Source organism: Mycetocola manganoxydans, assembly GCF_003667545.1.
Classification (GTDB): Bacteria; Actinomycetota; Actinomycetes; order Actinomycetales; family Microbacteriaceae; genus Mycetocola_A; species Mycetocola_A manganoxydans.
Map to the genome: position 1 here is coordinate 182,395 of NZ_RCUV01000001.1, position 22,848 is coordinate 205,242.

Annotated in this window: 21 protein-coding genes; 5 read left to right on the forward strand and 16 right to left on the reverse strand. The window is 64.4% G+C overall.

The window, feature by feature from the left end; genetic code table 11:
* Window positions 1-4 precede the first annotated feature (4 nt).
* The 6 genes from D9V29_RS00840 to D9V29_RS00865 all read right to left on the reverse strand — a co-directional run bounded on the left by D9V29_RS00840 (window position 5) and on the right by D9V29_RS00865 (window position 6,501).
* Entirely contained in the window at window positions 5-1,129 is a 1,125-nt protein-coding gene (locus tag D9V29_RS00840; protein ID WP_121671427.1) for a glycosyltransferase family protein, read from the reverse strand.
* Window positions 1,130-1,144: 15 nt separating this feature from the next.
* Window positions 1,145-2,581, reverse strand: coding sequence for a glycosyltransferase (locus tag D9V29_RS00845; protein WP_183084866.1), 1,437 nt, complete (start codon window positions 2,579-2,581; stop codon window positions 1,145-1,147).
* Between the two features lie 79 nt (window positions 2,582-2,660).
* Window positions 2,661-3,806 (reverse strand): glycosyltransferase family 4 protein, encoded by a 1,146-nt coding sequence (locus D9V29_RS00850; RefSeq protein WP_121671429.1) that lies wholly within the window; start codon window positions 3,804-3,806, stop codon window positions 2,661-2,663.
* A gap of 4 nt (window positions 3,807-3,810) precedes the next feature.
* The gene (locus D9V29_RS00855; protein WP_121671430.1) at window positions 3,811-4,797 is read right to left on the reverse strand and encodes a Gfo/Idh/MocA family protein; all 987 of its coding nucleotides are present in this window, start codon (window positions 4,795-4,797) and stop codon (window positions 3,811-3,813) included.
* Window positions 4,797-5,897, reverse strand: coding sequence for a DegT/DnrJ/EryC1/StrS family aminotransferase (locus D9V29_RS00860; protein ID WP_121671431.1), 1,101 nt, complete (start codon window positions 5,895-5,897; stop codon window positions 4,797-4,799). The genes D9V29_RS00855 and D9V29_RS00860 overlap by 1 nt, the downstream gene beginning before the upstream one ends.
* Window positions 5,890-6,501 (reverse strand): acyltransferase, encoded by a 612-nt coding sequence (locus D9V29_RS00865; protein WP_121671432.1) that lies wholly within the window; start codon window positions 6,499-6,501, stop codon window positions 5,890-5,892. Before D9V29_RS00865 ends, D9V29_RS00860 begins: the two co-directional genes overlap by 8 nt.
* 72 nt (window positions 6,502-6,573) lie before the next feature.
* Between D9V29_RS00865 and D9V29_RS00870 the strand changes: the two genes are divergently transcribed.
* Together D9V29_RS00870 and D9V29_RS00875 are read left to right on the forward strand one after the other, a co-directional pair.
* Window positions 6,574-7,284 carry a glycosyltransferase family 2 protein gene (locus D9V29_RS00870; protein ID WP_121671433.1) on the forward strand — a complete coding sequence of 237 codons (711 nt, stop codon included), beginning with the start codon at window positions 6,574-6,576 and terminating at the stop codon, window positions 7,282-7,284.
* Between the two features lie 10 nt (window positions 7,285-7,294).
* Window positions 7,295-7,672, forward strand: coding sequence for a DUF2304 domain-containing protein (locus tag D9V29_RS00875; RefSeq protein ID WP_121671434.1), 378 nt, complete (start codon window positions 7,295-7,297; stop codon window positions 7,670-7,672).
* Between the two features lie 24 nt (window positions 7,673-7,696).
* On the opposite strand, the gene D9V29_RS00880 is transcribed toward D9V29_RS00875, so the two are convergent.
* The 5 genes from D9V29_RS00880 to D9V29_RS00900 form a co-directional block, all read right to left on the reverse strand.
* Complete coding sequence (locus D9V29_RS00880) at window positions 7,697-9,661, reverse strand: DUF6541 family protein (protein WP_121671435.1); 1,965 nt, start codon at window positions 9,659-9,661, stop codon at window positions 7,697-7,699.
* A gap of 34 nt (window positions 9,662-9,695) precedes the next feature.
* Window positions 9,696-10,679: a UDP-glucose 4-epimerase GalE gene (gene galE, locus D9V29_RS00885; RefSeq protein ID WP_121671436.1), complete on the reverse strand. Its 984-nt coding sequence runs from the start codon at window positions 10,677-10,679 to the stop codon at window positions 9,696-9,698.
* A gap of 44 nt (window positions 10,680-10,723) precedes the next feature.
* Window positions 10,724-11,587: a glycosyltransferase gene (locus D9V29_RS00890; protein ID WP_121671437.1), complete on the reverse strand. Its 864-nt coding sequence runs from the start codon at window positions 11,585-11,587 to the stop codon at window positions 10,724-10,726.
* Window positions 11,584-12,537: a glycosyltransferase family 2 protein gene (locus tag D9V29_RS00895; protein ID WP_121671438.1), complete on the reverse strand. Its 954-nt coding sequence runs from the start codon at window positions 12,535-12,537 to the stop codon at window positions 11,584-11,586. The genes D9V29_RS00890 and D9V29_RS00895 overlap by 4 nt, the downstream gene beginning before the upstream one ends.
* Window positions 12,538-12,610: 73 nt before the next feature.
* Window positions 12,611-14,701: an LGFP repeat-containing protein gene (locus D9V29_RS00900; RefSeq protein ID WP_121671439.1), complete on the reverse strand. Its 2,091-nt coding sequence runs from the start codon at window positions 14,699-14,701 to the stop codon at window positions 12,611-12,613.
* Window positions 14,702-14,810: 109 nt separating this feature from the next.
* Between D9V29_RS00900 and D9V29_RS00905 the strand changes: the two genes are divergently transcribed.
* The gene (locus D9V29_RS00905; RefSeq protein WP_121671440.1) at window positions 14,811-15,947 is read left to right on the forward strand and encodes a glycosyltransferase family 4 protein; all 1,137 of its coding nucleotides are present in this window, start codon (window positions 14,811-14,813) and stop codon (window positions 15,945-15,947) included.
* A 6-nt stretch (window positions 15,948-15,953) separates the two neighbouring features.
* Here D9V29_RS00905 and D9V29_RS00910 read toward each other — a convergent pair whose 3' ends face one another.
* From D9V29_RS00910 to D9V29_RS00920, 3 genes are read right to left on the reverse strand one after another with little or no spacing between them, the layout of a single operon-like run.
* Entirely contained in the window at window positions 15,954-17,324 is a 1,371-nt protein-coding gene (locus D9V29_RS00910; protein ID WP_229790393.1) for an LCP family protein, read from the reverse strand.
* On the reverse strand, window positions 17,321-17,839 hold the full coding sequence (gene purE, locus D9V29_RS00915; protein ID WP_373294789.1) for a 5-(carboxyamino)imidazole ribonucleotide mutase: 519 nt from the start codon (window positions 17,837-17,839) through the stop codon (window positions 17,321-17,323). The genes D9V29_RS00910 and purE overlap by 4 nt, the downstream gene beginning before the upstream one ends.
* Window positions 17,840-17,847: 8 nt before the next feature.
* Window positions 17,848-18,987 carry a 5-(carboxyamino)imidazole ribonucleotide synthase gene (locus D9V29_RS00920; RefSeq protein ID WP_259462873.1) on the reverse strand — a complete coding sequence of 380 codons (1,140 nt, stop codon included), beginning with the start codon at window positions 18,985-18,987 and terminating at the stop codon, window positions 17,848-17,850.
* 136 nt (window positions 18,988-19,123) lie between these two features.
* On the opposite strand from D9V29_RS00920, the gene D9V29_RS00925 reads away from it, so the two are divergent.
* On the forward strand, window positions 19,124-19,645 hold the full coding sequence (locus D9V29_RS00925) for a GtrA family protein (RefSeq protein ID WP_121671442.1): 522 nt from the start codon (window positions 19,124-19,126) through the stop codon (window positions 19,643-19,645).
* Here the strand turns inward: D9V29_RS00925 and D9V29_RS00930 are convergent.
* Both D9V29_RS00930 and D9V29_RS00935 read right to left on the reverse strand, forming a co-directional pair.
* A complete protein-coding gene (locus tag D9V29_RS00930; protein WP_121671443.1) occupies window positions 19,606-20,163 on the reverse strand; it encodes a PH domain-containing protein in 558 nt (185 codons plus the stop codon). The two genes, D9V29_RS00925 and D9V29_RS00930, sit on opposite strands and share 40 nt — an antisense overlap.
* Before the next feature lie 166 nt (window positions 20,164-20,329).
* Window positions 20,330-21,127 (reverse strand): biotin--[acetyl-CoA-carboxylase] ligase, encoded by a 798-nt coding sequence (locus tag D9V29_RS00935; RefSeq protein ID WP_121671444.1) that lies wholly within the window; start codon window positions 21,125-21,127, stop codon window positions 20,330-20,332.
* A 141-nt stretch (window positions 21,128-21,268) separates the two neighbouring features.
* Here D9V29_RS00935 and D9V29_RS00940 point away from each other — a divergent pair, with 141 nt between their 5' ends.
* Window positions 21,269-22,840, forward strand: coding sequence for an acyl-CoA carboxylase subunit beta (locus D9V29_RS00940; RefSeq protein ID WP_121671521.1), 1,572 nt, complete (start codon window positions 21,269-21,271; stop codon window positions 22,838-22,840).
* Window positions 22,841-22,848 lie beyond the last annotated feature (8 nt).

Below are 22,848 nucleotides of genomic sequence, written 5' to 3' on the forward strand. Positions count from 1 at the left end.
TGTTTCAGAGGGCAAGACGACTGATGCTTTCCTCCCATACATCAACCTGCGGTCCGGCGGAGAGCTCGAGCGCAGCAGCGTCAGAGCCCGCTTTGTACTCCCTGACGGAGTCCGCGGTCAGCTCAGCGATAGCCGCCTGCAACGCCTCCATCGAGAAGTCCGCGGCGACATCCCCGAGGTGGAATCTCTTCACATATGCGGCCATCTCCGCGGACGGGCCGACAATGATCCCCAGGCGCGCCTGGACGTAGTCGAACATCTTGTTGGGTAGCGCCCACTCGTTGTTGAAATTCACCGGCGGCAGGAAGTGCACGCCGACATCGAAGTTGTTGAGGGTCTTCACCAGCTCGGAGTATGGCACCGGGTCGTGCAGGGTGATGCGGTCGGATGCATCCGCGCCCGCCCTCAGCTCAGCGAGGTAGGCAGGATCGTTCGCCGTGAGGTACAGATCGAGCGTGACATCCGCCGGTGAACCGGCAACGGCAGAGATGAGTGTGTGTATATTGCGTTTTCGCAGGGCAGCGCCGCTGTGGACGAGCCGAATAGTCTGGCCAACCGGTTGTGGGGTCAGGTCTGCGAAGGGAGCGGCGTTGGTGACCAGGCGCGGGTGGAAGCCGAAGTTCCGCTGGTACTCATTCGCGAGTCCTTCTCCGACGGTCGTCCAGGACTGCGCCTTGCTCACATACCGGCGGCACAACCATTCATAGTACGGCGCGATCCGACGGAGCCAGCCCTCGAATTCGGCGTGCAGACGTGGACTGTATTCATGCAGATCCGCGTGCACGCCTCGCTTCGGTCGAAGCGAGAGCGCCAGCGGCACCGTCTCGACGTCATTGGCAAGGATCAGGTCAAACCTTCGGCCGGCAAGCGCTGCCTTCGTCCAGCGCACGGCTCCAATACTCCAGTAGGCACGCGAATAAAGGTGGAGCGTAATGAGTCGGCCGTTGAGATCGTTCGCAGGCACATCGTCGGGAATGCGAATATGCTCGGCTACTCCCTCCGGTTTGGGACCGTAGCCACACGTCGTGACGTTGTAGGTCGGTGTGAAGCGCTCGACCTGCTTGAGTACGCGGGCGTCGGTCGCTATCGGTGAGAACGAGACGATGAGAAGGTCAGTCGGTGAAGGCACGCCCCCAGTTTCGCACTACTTTCGAATCCAGCGAGCGACTCCGGTCGACTGACCGGCGAGCAGCGAGCGATAGAGCTGGAATAGTCGTGCGGATTCGCCCTGCCAGGTGAGTTCGGGAGCGGCCAGACGGATGGCTGCACGCCGCTGCGCCGACGAAGCCAGGGTCTTCGAGATCGTCGCCGCGAGCGCTTTCGCCGGCATATCTGTCTCAACGATCTCGCCGACGTCGTACTTGCGTACCAGCCGCGCCGCATCGACGAGGTTGGTGGAAACAACGGGGATTCCTGCCTGGATCGACTCAAACAGCTTGTTGGGGAGCGAGTACTCGTAGCTGAGGCACGCGGGGCGGGTCAGCACGAGCGACACGTCGGCGTCAGCCAGCGCCGCTGAAACATCGCTCGAGCGAACAGCACCGACGAAATGGACCCGATGGGCGAGCCCGAGTTCTGCGATTCGCCTGTCGAGCCCTGCGCGGTAGATCTCAGAACCGAAGCCGAGCAGGACGAAGTGCACGTCGCTGGGGAGCAACGGAAGCGCCTCGATCGTCTCTTCGATCCCGCGATTCGTCGTGATCCCGCCACAGTAGGCGAGTACGCGAGTCTCAGGGCTGAGATGTGCGAGCTCCCGCAGCCGGCCGGCGGATTGCTCAGGAACCTGACCGGTGAACGCGGGGATGTTCCTCACGAGAGTCGGCTGCGCTCGAAGCCTGTAGCGCTTCTTCAGCCAGTCAGCGATACTGGGCGACACTGTCACGACTGCCGTGGCACGCTGAGCGCCGAGTCGTTCGTAGAGCCGCTCAAACCTCTTGGCCACGGGCCGGTCGGACCGAATGTTACGTTCGGTCCACAGCTCGTGGGAGTCGTAGACATACGGCACTGAGAGACGCCGCGAAGCCCACATTGCGACGACGAGGGTGTTGGCGTCGTGGGCGTGGATGATGTCAGGGCGCCATGCCTGGACACTCGCACTCGCCCGCTTCCAGAAGGACCCTTGCTTGATCGTTGCGTCGGCTCGACGCCACAGATCTATCGCCACGTTCTTTGCTCCGGAGGCACGCGGAGCAGCAGGCTTCGGAACAGAAGGCGTCGCGACCTTCGGCGCAGCTGTGCCAGCGACGGGTGCTGTCGACGATTCCCCCGTGTTGGTTGCGGTTTCGGTGTAGATCGGCACCGGGCGCCCCAGCATCCGTCGCACCGACAAACCCCATTTGGTCAGCAAGTGCGCTATCTCGCGCAGCGGGAGACGGTCGATTTCGACCTCACCCGTTTCAAGACCCGGCCCGAAATGACCTGTACGCGATGAAAAAGCGAAGATGCGAACATCCGCTCCACCCTCGGCGACCGTCGCCGCGATTTTCAGTACTCGGGTGTCTGCGTAGGTGTCGTTGTACACGACAAACGCAATTCGCGGACGACGTCCGTCAATCAGGGGTAGGGGGTCGTTGCTTACCATGTTCGTCTTCCGCCTTGTCGCAGTGCCGTCTCGAGGCCATTCTCGCTCTCCGTTGTGCCGGCCGGGTAGCATCCGTCGTTCACGTCGCCCCGGCACCGGCGTCGGACACGACCTGCGCTGCGCGGCGTCCCGCAGTTGCCAGCGAAGCGTTCTTCTCGGCCCACTCAGCCAGGTTGCCGGGATCCCACGTCCTGTCTCGCAGCATTGTGGTGAGCGCATCCGCCACGGTGGCCACCTCGTAATTCACGGCAAGCCCGAGCCCGGCCCCCTCGATGATGTCAGCCGCCGGGCCGGGGCCGGTGAACAACACGGGAGTCCCGCACGCGACCGCAGCGAATATTTTGGTCGGAATGGCAAAGTCATAGCCCTGCCCCGGTTTCAGGCTGACCGCGGCGACGCGGGCGGAACGGAGTGTCGCGGCTGCTCGGTCGGGAGAGACCACCCCGCGGAATTCAACGGCGCCTGGAGCTAGTTGCTCAGCCAGCGCTTCGAGCGATTCCCACGCACTCCCCTGCCCCAGAAAGATCAAGCGAGCCCCCGGTATCCGCTTCCGGACTTCGGGCATGGCGCGGACGAAGATGTCAGCCCCCTGCCACTCAGAAGTTGTGCCGGCATAGATGACGGTGGGGGCAGACCTGGGGCTCGAACTTCCCGGCGAAAAAATCGTCGTGTCGATGCCATTCGGTACAACGACGCTGTGCCGTGCTCCCGACAACTCGTCGACGCGTCTGGCGACGCCGTCGCTGACGGCGATCACCCTTTTTGCGTGCCGCAACACATGCGCTTCGACCAGACGCAGCACGCGCACCACGAACCGGGGTGCACCCGTCGACTCGGCGGCATCCGACCACACATCCGCGGCGTAGTAGACGTACGGCACCCGGGTGAGCGCTGAGACGACGCGGACGACGACGCCTGTCGTCGGGGGCGGCTCGCTGACGAAGACATCCGGGCGCCGTTCAAACAGCAACCGGAAGAACAACGGGATGTCGAAACTGAGGTACTGCAGGTATCCTCGCACGTAGCCGTCGCGATCACGTAGCACGGGGAAGCGCCTTATCGTCACGTTCGGACGTGTTGCCGGCCGCTCCCCTGAGCGGGACGTGGTCGTCATGACCGTGACCTGATCACCACGTTCAGTCAGCGCGTTCGCCAGTGACGCCAGTCGGAAAGACGCGGCCGCCGGCTCAGGCGAAAAGATGCGACTCGCGATTACGACGCGCATCAGCCTAGAACTCGACCGACTTGCCCGTCCTGGCGGAGTCGATGATGCCTTCGACGACGGCGAGGGTTCGGAGCCCTTCTTCCATCGTGACGACGTCGGTGCGAAGGCCGAGGACGGCGTCGCGGAACGCTTCGTGTTCGACCCGGAGGGGTTCTCGTTTTGCGATTGCGAACCGGGTGACATCGCCCTCGGACACTCCCCGGAACGCGGACATGTACTCCCACTCGGTGGGGATCGTGCCATTGGCATAGAACGTCAGGTCACTCGAGTTCGTGTCAGCTACGTACGCGCCACGTTCCCCAGTGACGATAGTGACCCGTTCCTTCATCGGGGAGAGCCAGTTCACCACGTGGTTCACGATCACCCCGTTCTCCAGCCGGCCGGTGGCGAGGATCATGTCCTCGTACTCCCGGCCGCTTTTCAACATCGTCTGCGCGAAGATCGTCTTGTGGGGTGACTGTGCCACCCACGCTGTCAGGTCGACATCGTGCGAGCCGAGGTCCTTCGCGACCCCGACGTCCGCAATCCGGGACGGGAACGGCCCCTGACGCCTTGTCGCAATCTGGTACACCTCACCCAGGTCTCCCGCTTCGATCCGGCGACGCAGTTCTTGCAACGCCGGGTTGAACCGTTCGATATGACCGACAGCGCCAACCAGATTGTTCGCGGTGAACGCGTCGACCATCCGCTGCCCGGCCTGAACCGAGTGTGCGATCGGTTTCTCGACGAGGGTGTGCACGCCTGCGTCGGCAAGTTTCAGTGCTGCCGCCTCGTGGAACGCAGTCGGCACCGCGACAACGGCCATGTCGATCCCGACACCGATCAACGCATCGATGTCCGGAAGAACATCAAGTTTCCCGGCAACACCGTGCGGGTCCCCGCCCGGATCAGCGATCCCGACCAGATCCACCCCGGGCAACTCTCGCAGCACCCGGGCATGGTGCCGGCCCATCTGGCCAACACCGAGCAAACCCACCCGCAACTCGGCCATCAGGCGCCTGCCTTCACCACAGTGTTCACCGCGGCGACGACCCGTTGCAGGTCGTCCTGCGACAGTGACGGGTGCACCGGCAAGGACACCACCTCAGCGGCCGCGCGTTCCGTCTCCGGCAACTCCAGCCCGGGAGCGAAATGGGTCAACGACGGCAACCGGTGATTCGGCACCGGGTAATACACACCAGACCCCACCTGGTGCTCCTCCTTCAACGCGGTCACGAAACCGTCCCGGTCTTCCGGCACCCGGATCGTGTACTGGTGATAGACGTGCACGGCGCCCGTCGCAACCGGAGGAACGGTGACACCCTCCAGGTTCGCGTCGAGGAACGCCGCGTTCTCCTGACGGGTTTTCGTCCACGCGCCGACCTTGGTCAGCTGTACCCGCCCGATCGCCGCGTGGATGTCGGTCATCCGGTTGTTCAACCCGACAACTTCGTTCTGGTACTGCGTCTCCATACCCTGGTTGCGGAACAGCTTCACGCGCCGGACGAACTCGTCACTGTCACAGGTCACCATCCCACCCTCGCCGCTGGTCATGTTCTTCGTCGGATACAGGCTGAACATCCCGAACCGACCGAACGACCCCACCCGCTTACCGTCCAGCTCTGCGCCGTGCGCCTGCGCGGCATCCTCATAAAGATCAAGATCGTATTTTTCTGCCAAAGCCATCAGCTCACCGAGGTGTGCCGGGTGACCGTACAGGTGAACGGGCATGATGGCCTTCGTCCTCGAGGTGATCGCCGCTTCGACGGCCACCGGATCCAGAGTGAACTGGTCCGGTTCAATGTCAACAAACACCGGGGTTGCCCCGGTCAACGCCACCGAGTTCGCCGTTGCGGCGAAGGTGAACGACGGCACAATGACCTCGTCGCCCGCGCCAACGCCCGCAGCGAGCAAACCGAGATGAAGGCCAGAGGTGCCGGAGTTCACGGCGACACTCGCCCGACCCTGCACCATCACCTCAGCGAACTCAGCCTCAAACGCCGCAACCTCAGGCCCCTGCGCAACCATCCCGGAACGAAGAACACGATCAACCGCCTCCCGCTCCTCATCACCGATGATGGGCTTCGCCGGAGGAATAAATGAGTTAGTCATGTGCGGGGACCTCTCTGAGTGTTCCGTCGTTTTCTTCATAAAGCGCACCCGTCTGGGGGCATTGCCACCCGGCATCCGTCTCTGTCAACCGCTGACCGGCCTTACCGACCCACCCGATGCGTTTCGCGGGGACACCAACCATGAGCGCGAAGTCGGGCACGTCGCGGGTGACGACCGCGCCCGCAGCCACGGTCGACCATGCGCCGATCGTGACGGGAGCGACGCATACGGCGCGAGCGCCGATGGCGGCACCCTCGAGGATGGTGACTCCGACAGGCTCCCAGTCGTGCGCGCTCTTCTGCGACCCGTCCGGGTTGATCGCCCGTGGGTAGGTGTCATTGGTGAGCACGACTGCCGGGCCGATGAACACGCCGTTGCCGAGCCTCGCGGGCTCGTAGACGAGGGCGTAGTTCTGCACCTTGCAGTTGTTGCCCATCTCCACACCGGTTCCGATGTATGCGCCACGGCCGACGATGCAATTGCGGCCGATTCGAGCTTCTTCACGGACCTGTGCGAGATGCCAGACTGAGCTTCCTTCGCCGATGTCGGCCTGTTCGGATACGTCTGCCGATGGCACGATTCGGGCGTTGGGGTGAATACTCAAGTGGGCTCCTCGCACACGTTCGTTCGACGGCTGGTGCGCACCAAGACTACCGCCTTCTGCAACAATGGGCGTATGACCGCCGCCCCCTCCAACGTGCCTGATGTCGCCGGAGGACGGGACTCGGAAGCGTGGATCATCATTCCCCTCTATAACGAGGCGACGGTGATCGCGCGTGTCGTCACCGAACTTCTTGAACGATTCGAACACGTGGTGTGCATCGACGACGGCAGCACGGATGGATCCGCTGCGGTCGCGGCTGCGGCCGGTGCCCGGGTGATTCGCCATCCAGTGAACCTGGGGCAGGGTGCAGCCCTTCAGACCGGGCTGGCCTACGTGACGACCAAGCCGGACGCGCGCTACATCGTGACCTTCGATGCGGACGGGCAGCACAGAATTGAAGACGCCGAGGGGATGTTACGTGCGGCACGAGAACACGGAACGGCTATCGTCTTCGGTTCCCGCTTCCTCGACGACCGTACTCAGCCTGGCTGGTTGAAGAAGGTCATTCTCAAGACGGCGGTGTGGGTGACCAACCGGACGACGGGCCTTCGCCTGACCGACGCGCACAACGGCCTGCGCGTCATTCGCACCGACGCCGCGCGACTCGTCGATCTGCAGCAGGACCGGATGGCGCATGCGACCGAGATCGTCTTTCAGCTCGGCCGCACCAAGCTGCCGTGGGAGGAATACCCGGTGGAGCTTCTCTACACCGACTACTCGAAGGGGAAGGGCCAGTCTGTGTTGAACTCGGTCAATATCCTTGTCGACCTCCTCGTGCGATAGGACCAGAACCATGTGGATCCAGATCATCCTCGTTGTCGGCGTTGTCGTCGTCGGCCTCTTTCTCACTCGCCCGTCCGGCCGGGACAGCCACCTCGCGCTTCGCCGTCTGTTCCTGGCGGCGTTCGTCGTCGCTGCGGTCGGGTCGATCATTTTTCCGCAGTGGCTGACCTATGTCGCCAACCTCGTGGGAGTCGGACGCGGAACCGACCTTCTGCTGTATGGTTTCGTCCTTGCATTTCTTATCTACGTCTCAACGACGTATCGCCGCAACGTCCAGCTGGACCGTAAGCTCACCCGGCTCGCGCGTGATCTTGCCCTGGCGGAAGCACGCATCGAGGACAGTCATCCGGAAACGGCGCCCCCGTCGGCCCCAAAAGGCGACGACTGACGTACACCCGGCGGGGTAGTCGCGTCAGTCGCAGCCGGTGATGCGGTAGAGGACCTTGTCGTTCTCACGATCGATCTCCGTGACTGCCCCCGACTCGGCGAGATTCAGATAGCCCTCGAAGTTTGTCGTGCTGTCGAAGCTGAGTACGCCGCCCGCATCTCTCGTGTAGATGCCGAAGTCCAGCACATATCCAACCCCCAGCGACTCCAGCGCCGCGCACACCTCTGGGTCGGTGCCAGCCTCATTGAGCCGCGTGTTGACGGTAACGTGTTCGGGATCGGACGAGATATTGAAGTGCGGGTTGAGCACGCGACGATCGCCGACGACGTATGCGAGTGAAGCACCGGTCCACGGGTTGCCGGCCACAATGGAATCCTCGGGCACGTGCTCACCGAGCCGCTCGAGTATCGTGCGCTCATCGATCGATAAAATCGGCGACGATTCGGTCATCGCGTACTTCGGTCGCGCGTCCGCAACGGCGTACTGCATGGCGTTGCCCTGCGTCGCAGCGAGTAACAGGACGGCGGCGAAGAACGGCAGGACGGGGGCAATTCGTGCTGCGCGCAGACGCTGATCCAATCGGGGTTGAAGCCGTTTCTCAGCGAACCTCCACACGGCAGAGACGCCAAGCACGGCGATCGGGACAGCTATCGTCGCAAGCAACGCAGTGAGCCGTGGAGTGTCCTTATAGAACAGGCCGATCGTGACGTTGCGCAGGTCGCCGTAAGGAAGTGACGCCGCCAGAAGGAAGAGGACGGCACTGACCGCCCACATGCCGCCGATCCACCACCGGCCGTTGCGGAGAACGGACACCAGCCCGACGATGGTCAGGACACTGATGACAACAGCCGGGAATGCCCCCTCCCTCGAATTGCTGATGAGTTCATACAACGCGTACACGGGGCTGGCGTGGGCGTCCCACGGCGAGGTATTTCCGAGCCGCCCGATGACGTACCACGCGGCGGCAAACACCAGCATTGCGATTCCGAATGCCAGCACTGCTGCCCATCGCACTCCGCGCGGGCCCGATCCCCGCCAGATCCGGACGACAACGGCGAGCGCAGCTGGCACGAGCATTGCTGCCCAGGCGAAGACGACGGCAGATTGGGCCAGCCCCATCGCGACGAGCGTAACTGCGAGCGTGAGGGCAGCCAGCACCGGTGGCGCCAGCGTGCCACGGGGAACCAGCCCGAGGACGGACAACCCGAGCGCGAGAGCGAGCGGGATGAAGGCTAGTGCAAAGAAATAGGGGTACAGCACGCCGTAGTCGAGCGGAAGAATCGGGAAGCCGGGAATGCCGGCACTCAGGACACCCGCGGCCAGGATCGCCACCCGGCTCCCTGGAGCGAGCGCCCGGCTGAGAGCCACCACGCCAGCTGGCCAGATACCGGCGGCGATGACGATGTTGACCGTGTTCGCGGCCATGAGGACGTCGCCACCGGATGACGCCGCCACAAGCGACACCATCCCGTGCCATGCTGCCGGATAGAAGCTCGATGCTCCCGGGGGCAGGATCAGACCGGAAAGATGGAATGACGAGGCATTGGCGGAGTCGAGCACGAACTTGACGCCATTGAGGTGGAACGCTGCGTCGAACGTCTGCGACATGTTCGTGGGGTCGCCGATCACGATGACCAGTTGAATAGTGATCGCGACGGCAGCGATCGCCAGCGCCGTGATAATCCAGCTACGTTCAGTAGGCTTTCTGTATCGCCGCGAAGCGCCCCATGCACCGGTCAGAAGACGATGCACGACGGCAGTTCCGGCGGCGATCGCGAGCAATGCCGCCATGACTACCGGGACTGCCCACGGCAGCGCCACGAACGGAAAGGCGATTGCCAGGACCGCAACGAGTGCCGCGGAGACGGCCGGCGCGGCGGCATGAAGCACGAATCCCCGTGCCCCTGCTGCCAGAAGCACCGCTAGACCGGGCAGGTAGAAGAAGCCGATCGAGACCGCCAGGACCGGTAGTGCTGACAACCAGCTCACGTGATCGCCATCCCCTCTCGACGAGTGAGGGCTGTCACGACGCCATGCCCGGGCGTGCGAGCAGGGAGGCCTCCCACGCTGAGCCGACCATCTCCGTGAGGTTGCGTCTGGCGGTCCAGCCCAGCGCTTCCTGCATCCGGGTCACATCTGCCACGACAGTTGCAGGGTCGCCCGCGCGACGGACCTGCACAACCGGCCGGAACGTTCTGCCTGAGCACACCGAGAGTGTGTCGAGCACTTCGAGGACGCTCGCACCGGTTCCTGTCCCGACATTGAGCACCGTCGACCGAACGTCGGTGTCAGCCAGGTGGTTGAGCGAACGGATGTGGGCTTCAGCCAGGTCGAGGACATGCACATAGTCCCTGACCCCTGTCCCGTCCGGAGTATTGAAGTCGTCGCCGAACACCCGGGGGCTTTCACCACGGTGCACCGCGTCGATCGCAAGCGTCAAAAGGTTCATCGGAACTGTGTCAGCAAGTTCCGGCCAGCCGGCGCCTGCCACGTTGAAGTATCGGAGGCTCGCGGTTCGGAGCTGCTGGGCATCTGCAGCGGCGGCGACCAGCCACTCGCCTGCGAGTTTCGTCTGGCCGTACGGGTTGACGGGATTGGTCGGCGCATCCTCAGTCACCGGGGATGCTTCGGGACTGCCATATACGGCCGCAGAGGACGAGAAAACAAATCTGTCGACAGACGACCCCTCGATCGCCAGAAGTACATTCGCGAGCCCGCCGACGTTCTCCCGGTAGTAGCGTGCTGGCTGCTCAACGGACTGTCCTACCTGCTTCAGGGCAGCGAGATGAATGACGGCGGAAACGTCATGTTGGTCGATGAACGTCCGCAGCGACCGTGGGGCCTGTTCGCTGGCGAGGTCGATGACGGCGAGGGGTACGTCTCCCACTCGCGAAGCGTCACCGCTGGCGAGGCTGTCCACGACGACGGCTTCTTCCTTTTGCTCACGGAGTAGCCGAACGATGTGGCTGCCGATGTACCCGGCGCCGCCGGTAACGAGAACTGACACCCGTCAATAGTAGTCGTGCAACCACTGGCTCGTTCTGAGCAGCGTCACACTCCCGTGTTCTTGAATCCGCGGGCGATCAGACGACGGTAAAGCCGCGTGCGCATCCCGACGGGAACAAAGCGGTATATCCCCCGTACAGTGATGTTGCGGCAGAACTGGGCGCGGGTCGTGAAACGGATGCTGCGGAGCGCGCGCTGGAGACTGAGTTCGGCCTCGAACTGCCGACGACCGCCTCGGCGGGAGTATGCGCCTGCCCCGACCCGGTACATCAGGAGCGGGTCCGGCAGGTTTTCGACCCGTGCGCCCGAGTGAATCATTCGGGCGAAGAGCCAGTAATCCTCCATGAGCCCGATGTCCTCATAGCCGCCCGCCCGGTCAACGGCGGCGCGGCGGTACATCACTGTCGGGTGATTGAAGGGGTCGTGGAATCGTGCGTACTTGGCGATATTTGCCGCGCCTGTTGGCGGGGTCCGTCTGCCGATCACTTCGCTTGTGTCGTGCGCGAACTCCAGCATGCCCGTGCCAACGAGGTCGAAACCCTCATGAACTTTGGCGAGCTGTCGCTCGAAACGGCTCGAGAGCGAGACGTCATCGGCATCCATTCGGGCGACGATGTCGTGCGAACACGCAGCGAGACCAGCGGTCAGCGCGTTGGCGAGCCCACCGCGCTCGGGAATCCGAACACGCACGACGGGGACTCCCGTTGAGGCGACGGCTTTTGCCACCGCGGTCTCAAGAGCCGCAGTGATGGCGCCGTCCTGGACGACGACGACCTCATCTGGCGGAAGGGTCTGCGCATCGACCGAACTCGAGAACGCACGGGTGAACTGTGCAGGGTCGTCGTTTCCGTATACCGGCAGCAGCAGCGAAAACGGCGCCGGGCGCTGTTGGGGGACGTCGCCTGTCATGATGGCCTGCGTTCGAGAACAGCGAGCACGTCCTCCGGGACTCCCACCCCGGCGAGCACTGCAGAGTTCGGACGCGGGCGTCGCGCCAGCCCCTCACGAAGCCCGACGGCGAGCCCGGAACGGAGAGTTCGTCGATCGTGCGAACTGCGGAACGTTTTTCCCCAGCGAAGGAATGAGGCTCCGATGTAGATGACCTTCTCGCCAGGCGACAGTGCCGGAGATGCCCTGAACAGCCAGACTTTGTTCCGGACCTCGAGCCTGAACCGGGGACCAGGGTCGACGTCGGTCGAGGCGAAAGCTCTGGTCTTGTGGACGACGACGCTTGCCGGCACGCTCAGACCTGCTCCGTGGCGCAACAACCTCGCACTGAATTCGAAGTCGTCATTCCAGAGGAAATAGTCGGCGATGGGGAAACCGTGGCGCACAATCGCGTCGGCTCTGTACATCGATGAGACGAATGAGAGCGATCGGACGGCAACGGCGTCGATGTCCTCGGCGCGGCTTTTCTCCGCCTTCCCCGCAAACGGGTTTCGTCTGGGGGTGTTCATGGGGTGTTCTGCCCCGTTCGTCCAGACCACGCGTGACCCGACCGCACAGAGGTTTTCACCGTTGTATGCGTCTACCGAGTGGAGTAAAGCGTCGAGGGCTCCGGTCTCGGGGACGGTGTCGTCGTCCATCACCCAGACCCAGTCGGGGTCGTGACGAGCGAGAGCTGCAGCCATCCCTACCGCGAACCCGCCTGCCCCTCCGGTGTTCGCCGAGAGCTGGATCAGGGTGGCGGTCGGCGCGACCTCACGAACAACAGCTGCGGAATCGTCGCTTGACGCATTGTCTACAACGACGACGGCATCCGGTACCCGCGTCTGAGCCTTCAGCCCTGCGAGGACCTCACGAAGGAGATCCCGCCGGTTGTAGGCAACCACAACCGCAACTACCTGACGACTGCGCACCCTGTGTTCCTCTCATGGCCACAGTCGCGGCCACGGGCCAGTTTACCCGCTGCGCGCGGAGTCCAGACGCGTGCTAGCCGCGCCAGACGCCGCGGGCAGTAGACCAGAAGAGGGTTCCGTTCTGGAACTTCTGTGATCTGGTGCCGTCCGCATTCTTGACGTAGTCGCCCGTCGGATAGCCGAGCGACCCCGTCGGACCGCCGAGTCCGACGTAAACCGAGGCGATCTTGCCTGTCGTCAGTCGGGTGCCAGCGGCACTGGTCCAGTAGGCGGTGCCCGCCTGCAGTTGCTGCGAGTATCCGCCCTCGTGGCTCACGGTCGACTGCGTCGGGTAGCCATAGTCTCCGCCTGTGCCAGAGAGCTTTGCGTACCCGGCGCCGATCTCGGCGAGCATGTACCTCGCACCGGTCGCTGGCGACCAGTAGATGGTCCCCTTCTGGAACGCCTGCGATCGTCCGCCGTCCGCCCGGTGGGTATAGTCACCAATCGGGTATCCCAGCACTCCGTTCGGGCCGCCGAGAGTCGTGAAGAGCCGGCCGAGGACCCCGGTGGTCAGTCGCGCACCCGTCGAGGGCGACCAGTAGACAGCGCCGGCTTCGAGTGCTTGACCGAAACCGCCTCCGGCGTAAGCCGTTGCAACGCCGGCGGGGTATCCGTACGGCCCGGTGACGCCGCCCTGGCTCTCATAGCCCTCGTTGAACTGGCTGAGCATGAAGTGACCGCCGTTCCCCGTCGACCAATAGAAGGTTCCGTTCTCGAAGACCTGGCTTCGCCCATCGTTCGGGGCGGTCCGATAGTCGCCTGCCGGGAATCCGAGCGGGCCGCTCGGCCCTCCCAATGCATGATATTCACGGCCGATGACTCCCGTGACGAAGCGCACGCCGGTCGCCGGCGACCAGTACATCGTGCCGTTCTCGAACACCTGCTTGCGCCCCACCGTCGCGATCGTCTGATAGGTCGAGATGGGAATCCCGAGTGAGCCATCCGCGCCGCCCATTTCGTTGTGCGCAGCGCCCATTTTTCCGGTGGTGAAGATTGCGCCGGTCGCGGACGACCAGTAGTACGTACCGTTCTGGAACGACTGGCTCCTGGCTCCGCTGGAATGTTTCGTGTATTCGCCGGTCGGATAGCCGAGGTCGCTGCCGCCGCCGCCGGCTTCCGCATGGTCCCGGCCGATCCGCCCGGTCGTCTTGGTCACAGCGCCAGCGGGCGAGCGATACACCCAGTAGTTCGTGAACCGCTGACCCATGCCTCCGTCAGCGTAGATTTCCGCGGACTCGAGGGGTGCCCCCAGCAGGCCTGCATTCTTGTCGTAGTAGGCAGCGATGCTCGCGTCGACACCGGTACCCCGAGTGGAGCCGAACCACGACGTGAAGAAGTTGTAGAAGTTTCGGTTGCCGTACGCGGAGCATCCGTCCCCGGTGCCCCAGCCGGCGCTCAGGGCGCGTGCGTTGGGCTGGTATGGCGTGTAGTAGTAGAGGCTCGCTGTTGCCTTGTTCTCCACGTAGACCTGGCCGGTGCCGCACGAAACGTTCGGGTGCCACTGGATCGGCACCGTCTTGCCGGGGCCGAACCAGGTGAAGTAGTTCGACGTTCCCGGGGGGTTGGTATAACGGATCAGCTGCGATCCCGCTTTGTACACCTGGTTGAACAAGCCGAAGTACTGGCTGTCGCACAACTTGAAATCCGGGCAGCCATAGCCCATCGCGATGTTGTACCTGCCCTGGGTCGGTGAGGCCATCGTGACAAGGCTCTGCTCCTTCTCGAGCATCACCAGAAGGACCTGCGGGTTGATCCCACACGCCTGGGCAACCTTATAGAGGATGCGCGCAGCTGTCTCATTGCTAGCGCCGGAGTATGCCTTGCACATCGCGTCAGCTGCCCGGTTACTCGTTGTCACCTTGTAGTTCTTGAGGCACAGCGCACCGGCCTTGCAACTCGCGCCCTTCGTGTTCAGAAATGACTGGATGCCCGCCTCGGTCATCGCATTGCTGTTGTAGAAAACAGCATCGTCGATGATGTTGCCAGCGTTGAACCCCGCGGCGGAAGCGGACGGAGTCTGCGAAGCAGGAAGCGGGGCTGCGACGAAGATCGTTGCTACCAATAAACCGATGATGAACAGCGCGATTGAGCGCGCGCGAGTATTACTTTGGACCCCAGGCATGGGTCCTATCGTATGGGTATGTATATACCCCGGGTACTCCCCGTACTGGGCGCGACACGGTCCTCTAGGCTAGAAGCGGCGAAAACAACCGATAACGAGGGGCTCACGCATGGCGACAATACTTCGGATGGTCGTCGATCAGATGATCACTCCTGCCCCGAATGGCATCTCGCGCTACACCGAAGAGCTCACGCGGGCACTCGTGTCGACCGCGCCGCGCGGCTGCTCGGTGGAGGGAATCGTGTCGGCGCTGCCACAGGAGAAGATCGCCCGGATCGAAGAAGCCCTGCCCGGCCTGTCGCAGCTTCACCGCACAACACTCCCCCGTCGCGAGCTGGCGGCGGCGTGGCAGCTCGGCATCGTCCCGACCCTCGGCACCGGAATGATCCACTCCCCCAGCCTTCTCGCTCCGCTCCGCCGCCATGACCGTGAGTTCGACCAGACCCAGATGGTGGTCACCATTCACGACACCCTCGCCTGGAGCGACCCCAAATCGCTGACTCCGACGAGCGTCGCATGGCACAAGGCAATGGCGAAGCGTGCGAGAAAGCACGCGGACGCCATCGTTGTTCCGACGCACGCCGTCGCCGAGCAGCTCTCCGACATCATCGATTTCGGAGACCGTGTCCGCGTCATTTCCGGTGCCGTCGCGTCGAACCTCACACTGCCGGACGATGCCGATGAGCGGGCGGCGCGGATGGAGCTTCCCGAGGAGTTCATGCTCACGGTCGGCACCCTCGACCCGCGTCGCGGGCTTACACCGCTCATCACGGGGCTCGGCCAGCCTGATGCTCCCGATCTTCCCCTGCTCGTTCTCGGCCCGGAGACCTGGGGCGAGCTCGCCCTCGCTTCGGTCGCAGACGAGGCGGGCCTGGCTGAGGGCCGCGTCCGGGCCCTCGGTTACCTCTCCGACGCGGATCTCGCCGTGGTTCTCGCTCGCACGAGTGTGTTCATCTACCCGAGCCTGCGCGAGGGCTTCGGCCTCCCTCTCGTTGAGGCATTCACCTTCGGAGCCCCCGTCGTCCACTCCGACGACCCCGCTCTCGTGGAGGTCGCCGGCGGTGCCGGCCTCGCCGTCGAACGCGGCGCAAAGGGGTACCCGGAGCGCCTCGCCGCCGCCGTGGCATCCGTCCTCGCCGATTCGGAACTCGCCGACCGCATGCGGATCGCCGGGCAGGACCGCGCTCGCGCCTTCAGCTGGCGTGACTCAGCAGAACGCGTCTGGGCACTTCACGCGGACCTCTAGAACGCCCTACTCGGGTTTCGGCGTCGCCGACGGCGGATACAGGTCCGCCCGGACGAGTTCGCGGATCCTGTCGAAGTCGTTGAAGTCGCGCTCGTCGGGGATGATGCCGTTCGCCGGCGTCAGCTCGACCGAGCTGGTCGGCAGTTCCTTGGTCTTCATCGCGAGGTTGCCGAAGTAACCCAGCATGTCCTGCGGGATGTCGGTCTTCACCACCTGCGTTCCTGCCTGCGCGATGCTCTGGAACTTCGAGAGCACGTTCGCGGGTGTGAACTGGTCGAGTATCGCAGCCTGGAGTTCGCGCTGGCGTTCCATCCGGTCGTAGTCGGAGGTGCTGTGCCTGGACCGGGCGTACCACTGGGCGTAGTAACCGTTGAGCGTGCGGGTCCCCGGCTCGATCCACTCGTCCACGCCGCGCAATTGCTCGTCGCCGCCGATCGGGAGCCGCTCCTTCACGGTGATCTCCACGCCACCGAGCGCGTCGACGAGTTTCTCGAACCCCTGCATGTCGATGAGGGCGAAGTACGGGATCTCCAGCCCGAGGATCCCCTCGGCTGCTTCTTTCGTCGCTTCGATTCCCGGGCTCGACGAGGTCGACGCAGCATCCGGATACAGATCTCCGTGGCGTAACTGGGCCTCGGTGTAGATCGAGTTCAGTTTGCAACTGCTGACGTCACAACGCCGGTAACCGTCTGGGTACAGCTCGCCCATGGGTGACCCGGCGGAAAACGGCACATTCCGCATGTCGCGTGGCAGCCCGATCATGGTCATCCGCCCGGTCTCAGCGTCGAGCGACACCACCGAGATGCTGTCCGGGCGCAGCCCCTCGCGGTCGGGGCCGGCGTCCGCACCGAGCAGGAGGATGTTGTATCGACCGTCGACCGGAGGAACGGATGCTGCACCTCCCCCGAAGATGGACTGGAGCGTTCCCCGCGCGACTCCGGCGTAGTACGCGCCGGCCGTCGCCGTGCCGACAGACAGCACGAGCAGCACGACCGTGCAGGCCGCGATCCAGAATCGGGTGCCTGGCATCGCGCGGATGAGGCGGACGAGGCGGAGCGTGTCGATAGTGAGAACGAGCCACAGCACCCCGTAGCCGGCGAGGAGGAGCTGGGCAGCGGTGAGAACCCACGAGTTCGTGGCGATCGTAAGGGCAGCCGTGCGCCAGAGAAAGTAGGCGAGGATCGCGAAGATCCCGATCAGCCACATCGTCAGTGTTGCCGCGAGGCCGAAGCGTCCGAGCTTGCGGTTGCCCGCGAGGACCTGGGTGGATCCGGGAATGAGGAAGTTCAGCGCAACGAGCCACCACGCCCGCCGCGTCATGAGTGCGGGAGCCGAGAGGTCCGGGTAGCGAATCGGACTGGTCGCAGAGACGCTCATAGGTTCGACTTGAGGGCGCGATTCTTCTCGTCGACCTGTGAGGCGAGTGCCGAGGCATAATCGGCGAGTTTCGTCGCCAGCGTCTCGTCGGCCGTGGCGAGGATGCGTGCCGCGAGTATTCCGGCGTTCTTCGCGCCGCCGATTGACACGGTAGCCACCGGGACACCGGCGGGCATCTGCACGATGGAGAGCAGTGAGTCCAGTCCGTCGAGCCTCGCGAGCGGCACCGGTACACCGATGACGGGAAGAGTGGTGACGGATGCGAGCATGCCAGGCAGGTGCGCGGCCCCGCCTGCTCCGGCGATGATGACAGCGAGGCCGCGCGACCGGGCATCGCGACCGTAATCGATCATCTTCTCTGGCGTGCGGTGGGCACTCACGACCTCGACCTCGTGGTCGATCCCGAACTCGGACAGGATCTCTGAAGCGGCAGCCATCACCGACCAGTCGGAGTCGCTTCCCATGACGAGACCGACACGGGGGCGCGCTGAGGCGTGGAATGGCATGAGAACCATGCTAAATGTCAGTTCTGAAAAAACGCCGCTGCGGCGCGCGCTTCATACGCGACGACGTCGAGCCTGCTGCCACTCGCATTGACGTGGCCGACCTTTCGGCCCGGCCTCGGATCCTTGCCGTAGTTGTGGATCTTCGCTGTGGGGTGAGCGCCGAGTGCGCTCGAATACCGGTCAGCGAGCGCGCCATCGGCAGGCCCGCCGAGGATGTTCACCATCACGGTGTGCGGCTCGGTGCACCCCGTAGCGCCGAGCGGGAGGTCGAGAACGGCGCGGAGGTGCTGCTCGAACTGGCTCGTTGTCGAGCCGTCCTGGGTCCAGTGCCCCGAGTTGTGCGGGCGCATCGCGAGTTCATTGATGAGCAGGCGATCGTCCTGCGTCTCGAAGAGTTCGACAGCGAACACACCGGTGACGCCGAGCCCCGTGGCGACGTCAGCCGCGATCTGGGCGGCGACGTCCGCGATCCGCCCGGCCGAACCCGGCGCGGGAGCCAGCACTTCAGCGCAGACCCCGTCGCGCTGGATGGATTCGACGACCGGCCAGAGCACAAGCTCCCCCGACGGGCGGCGGGCTGACAGCTGCGCGAGTTCCCTGCGGAAGTCGACGAACTCTTCGACGAGGAGCGCGTCCTGAGCGCCGTGTTCGGCAAGGGTGGTGAACCAATCGCTTGCCTCGTGGGCGGCTGACACGACCCGGACGCCCTTCCCGTCATAGCCGCCGCGCGGGGTCTTCACCACGGCGTGGCCACCGTTGGCGTCGAGGAAGTCCTGGAGTTCATCCTCGGTTTCGACCCGCGCCCACGCCGGAACGGGCAAACCGAGATCGCTGAGCTTCTGTCGCATCAGCAGTTTGTCCTGGGCGAACAGGAGCGCGTCTGGGCCCGGATGCACCGGAACCCCCGCGTCGACCAGGGCGTGCAGAACGTCCTGCGGGACATGCTCATGGTCGAACGTGATGACGTCGACGTCCCGAGCGAACGCGAGGACGGTTTCGACGTCGTGATAGTCCCCGACAGCGGTAGCCGCGAGGCTCGCGGCCATTCCCTCGGTCTCCGCGAGCACGCGGAGGTCGATGCCCAGGTTCACGGCCGGTGGGATCATCATCCGGGCGAGCTGCCCTCCGCCAATTACACCAACACGGACCACGGGCAAGCCTCCAGAGATTGTTCCGGCGCAGGGAACTCCCAGCGGTGTGCGCCGGGAGGTCGCATAAACTGCGTACGCCCCTATCCTCGCGCATGGCGCATCAGGCATCCAACCCAGCCCCTTCCCGAAACCGGAGCAGGACATGACGAGAATCGCGCTGACCGGCGGTGCGCGCCGTCTGCTCGTCCAGGTGGCTCAGTTCGGACTCGTCGGGGCCGCCGGTCTTCTCGTCGACCTGACCGTGTTCAACGCCCTCCGTCTCACGATCCTCTCGCCGGAGAACGTGCACACCGGTCCTCTGATCGCAAAGATCGTCTCGACACTGCTCGCGATCGTCACGAACTGGTTGGGCAACCGGTACTGGACGTTCGCCCGCGAACGCCGGTCGAACACTCTTCGTGAGGGGCTCGAGTTCTTCGCGGTGTCTCTCGCCGGGATGGGAATCGGGCTCGGCTGCCTGTGGGTGTCCCACTACCTGCTCGGCTTCACCTCGGTGCTCGCGGACAACATCTCGACGAACGTCGTGGGGCTCGGGCTCGGCGCCGTCTTCCGTTTCACGCTGTATCGCTACTGGGTCTTCTCGCCGAGCCGCCAGGCATCCGCTGCCCGCGTCGTTCCGGCGGGTCAGAAAGCGGTCGTCGCGCTCCCGGTCGAACCCATCTGAGGGGTGAGGACGACCTGGTTGCGTTCGATCAGTTCCTGGAGCGTTTCGAGTACCTGGTCGGCCCCGGGAAGGTCGCGGAGGATGAGCGGCTTCTCCACGCCCGAACTGATGTGGATGTCGCCTGAGCGGAATGCGCTCTGCAGCCAGCTCTGCTTGAGCGTGACGTGGTATCCCCTGCTGTGGAAGATCTCCCTGCGTTCACGCACGAAGAACCCGCGGCGGGCGATCACCCGACGTGTCGTGATCGTGCACCGGTGATTGAGCCAGGCGATGTACGGGAACAGCACGAACAGTACGAACAGCAAAACCGCGAGCAGGACGATCATCGCGTGCAGCCAGGTCTCCGCGAAGAGGCTGACGGCGAAGACCGTCAGTCCTGGCAGCGCGACGAGCGCGAGCGCCGGCAGGAAGAGTGCTCGGGCGTTGGGGCGCAGCCGCGCAACGACGCGCTCCGTCGGCACGATGGGTCGCTCACCGACGGGAGGCAGGCTCGCTGCAGCGCTCGGGTAATCGGCCATGCTTCATTTCTAGCACTGGCGGCCGGAACGTCAGGGCCGCACCGCCGCCGCCCTCCGTACGAATCGAGGAGATGTGATGCGGCACGCCGTTCAGCACCGGCCGCCAATGGTCTGCAACACCGGATCTCCCGAACCCGACGTCGACGCCGGAATGTGAGGTCGCGAATCAGCGGGCGCGCAAGTGGGTGACGTCGCCGGCGGAAACCGGGGTGAGCTGATCCGACCCATCAGCCTGGACGACGATCCGTCCTGAGACGTCGATGCCGCGGGCGATGCCGGACAGCAGGTTGCCCCCGGGGAGCTCGACCCGGACACGCGCGCCGATCGTGCCACAGGCATCCGTCACCGCTGCCTGCAGGCCACTCGCTGCTGCGTTCCCGTCCGCCGCCCGGAACGCATCGACGAGGCTGCGGAACTCACGCAGGTAGGTCTCCAGGATGCGATCGGCATCCGGATGCTCCGCCCCGGCGAGCACGAGAGAGGTCGCCGTGGGAACGGGCAACTGTTCGTCGGTCATGGTGAGGTTCAGCCCTGCACCGACGACCACGCTCGGGGCACGTCCGACGACGAGTTCGGACAGGACACCGCTGATCTTCGACCCGCCAACGAGCACGTCGTTCGGCCACTTCAGCGTCACGTCGTCCCGGTCAGGAAGGGCAAGACGGACGGCGCGGGTCATGGCGAGACCGGCCGCGAGCGGCAACCAGCCGAGCGCATCGATCCGGAGCGAAGAGTCCGCACGGACGAGGACCGAGACCGCGAGCGCCGTGCCGGCCGGGCTGACCCACACCCTGCCCAGGCGACCGCGTCCCGCCGTCTGCGTGTCGGTGACGACGGCGGAGAAATCGGGCCACTCGGCCTCATTCGCCGCCAGGGAGACGAGCTCGTCGTTGGTCGACGGGGTCGCGGGAAGGACCTCGAGGCGGGCGGCGACGGCGGCGGATCGGGAAAAAGCTGAGCTCATGGCTCCACGATACGCGCCGCAAACCGACAAGGCTCAGGAGGGCTCGTTGTAGGCATCCACCAACGGTATGGCCCTATCTGTGCACAGTAGAGTGAAGAAGTGACCGATGACGCAGCTGTGACCGACGAATCCGCCCCTGACATGTACACGACGACTGGCAAGCTCGCCGACCTCAAGCATCGGTACCACGAAGCCGTGACGGCCTCGGGAGACGCTGCGATCGCGAAGCAGCATGCCAAGGGCAAGATGACCGCACGCGAGCGGATCACCCAGCTGCTCGACCCGGGCAGCTTCGTCGAACTCGACGAGTTCGTCCGCCACCGCACCCACGCGTTCGGCATGGAGAAGTCGCGGCCGTACGGCGACGCCGTCGTCACAGGCACCGGAACCATCCACGGGCGCCAGGTCGCCGTGTACTCGCAGGACTTCACCATCTTCGGGGGTTCGCTCGGCGAGGTCGCCGGCGAGAAGATCATCAAGATCATGGACCACGCGCTCAAGACCGGCGTCCCTATTCTCGGCATGCTCGACTCAGGCGGGGCGCGCATCCAGGAGGGCGTCGTCGCGCTCGGAAAGTACGGTGAGATCTTCCGCAGGAACACCGCCGCTTCCGGCGTCATCCCCCAGATCTCCCTCATCATGGGTCCTGCCGCCGGCGGGGCCGTGTACTCCCCCGCCCTCACCGACTTCGTCATCATGGTCGACAAGACCAGCCAGATGTTCGTCACCGGCCCGGATGTCATCAAGACGGTCACCGGTGAAGATGTCGGCATGGAGGAACTGGGTGGAGCTCTCACGCACAACACCCGGTCCGGTGTCGCGCACTATCTCGCGAGCGATGAAGCAGACGCCCTCGACTACGCCCGGACACTCATCAGCTTCCTCCCCGACAACAACCTCGCTGAGCTTCCCGTCTACGAGAGCGACATCGAGCTGGAGACGACGGATGCCGACCGCAAGCTGAACACGATCATCCCGGACTCCCCGAACCAGCCGTACGACGTGAAGACCGTGATCGAGCACGTCGTCGACCACGGTGACTTCCTCGAGGTGCAGCCGCTGTTCGCCCCGAACATCGTCATCGGTTTCGCGCGTGTCGAAGGCCGGACGGTGGGAATCATCGCGAACCAGCCGAACGCGATGGCCGGAACCCTCAACATCGAAGCCGGGGAGAAGGCATCCAGGTTCGTGCGTTTCTGCGACGCGTTCAGCATCCCGATCCTGACCCTTGTCGATGTGCCTGGCTATCTCCCCGGCACCGACCAGGAATGGACGGGCGTGATTCGCCGCGGCGCGAAGCTGCTCTACGCCTACGCCGAGGCGACGGTTCCGCTCGTCACGGTGATCCTGCGCAAGGCGTACGGTGGCGCCTACATCGTCATGGGTTCGAAGCAGCTCGGAGCTGACATCAACCTCGCCTGGCCGACGGCTGAGATCGCCGTCATGGGCGGACAGGGCGCCGTCAACATCCTCTACCGCGGTGAGATCAAGCGCGCCGAGGCGGCCGGTGAAGACGTCGCCGCCGTGCGGACCCGCCTCGCCAACGAATACACCTACAACGTCGCGAGCCCGTTCCTTGCTGCCGAACGCGGCGAACTCGACGGGGTCATCGAACCGGCGGCCACCCGGGTCGCCGTCATCAAGGCGCTGCGCTCGCTCAAGGGCAAGCGGTCCAGCCTGCCGCCCAAAAAGCACGGGAACATCCCGCTGTGACCCGGCAG